Origin of the sequence: Sporolactobacillus sp. CQH2019 (assembly GCF_028765345.1) — a bacterium.
Lineage (GTDB): Bacteria > Bacillota > Bacilli > Bacillales > Sporolactobacillaceae > Sporolactobacillus.
On sequence record NZ_JARAJZ010000051.1, the window covers coordinates 1 to 476 of the forward strand.

Sequence of the window (476 nt, forward strand, 5' to 3'; positions counted from 1 at the left end):
GAGTGTGGTACTGCTGATAGCAGCGCCGATGTAATAGTAAAAGCTCCTGTACCAAAGCCAGTAATGAAGAGAAGTTTAGCTTCGCCTTCCACTGTTGCAGAAGTTATTTATCAAAAATATGTTAATGGTATGCCACTTTATCGACAGGAACATGATTGGCTCCAAAGAGGATTTAATCTTTCAAGATCAACAATGGCGAATTGGATTATTAGATCTAGCAACGAATGGCTAAAGCCGATGTATAATCTCATGAAAAAAGAGCTCCATAATTGTGAGATTATAAATGCTGATGAGACTAGAATTCAATGCAATAAAGAACAAGGCAGGAAACCTTCTAGCCAATCTTTTATGTGGTTATACCGTTCCGGTGAAAGCGAAGATAAAAATATAGTTATCTTTGAATACACTAGAACTAGAGCAGGTAAGCATGCGCAAGAATTCCTTAAGGAATTTGATGGATTTTTAGTTACAGATGC

1 protein-coding gene is annotated in these 476 nt (G+C 37.2%); it reads left to right on the plus strand.

Features of this window, described 5'->3' with window-relative positions; translation table 11 throughout:
- On the plus strand, positions 1 to 476 hold a 476-nt coding region (locus OYT88_RS20755; RefSeq protein WP_274402263.1), incomplete at both ends, for an IS66 family transposase.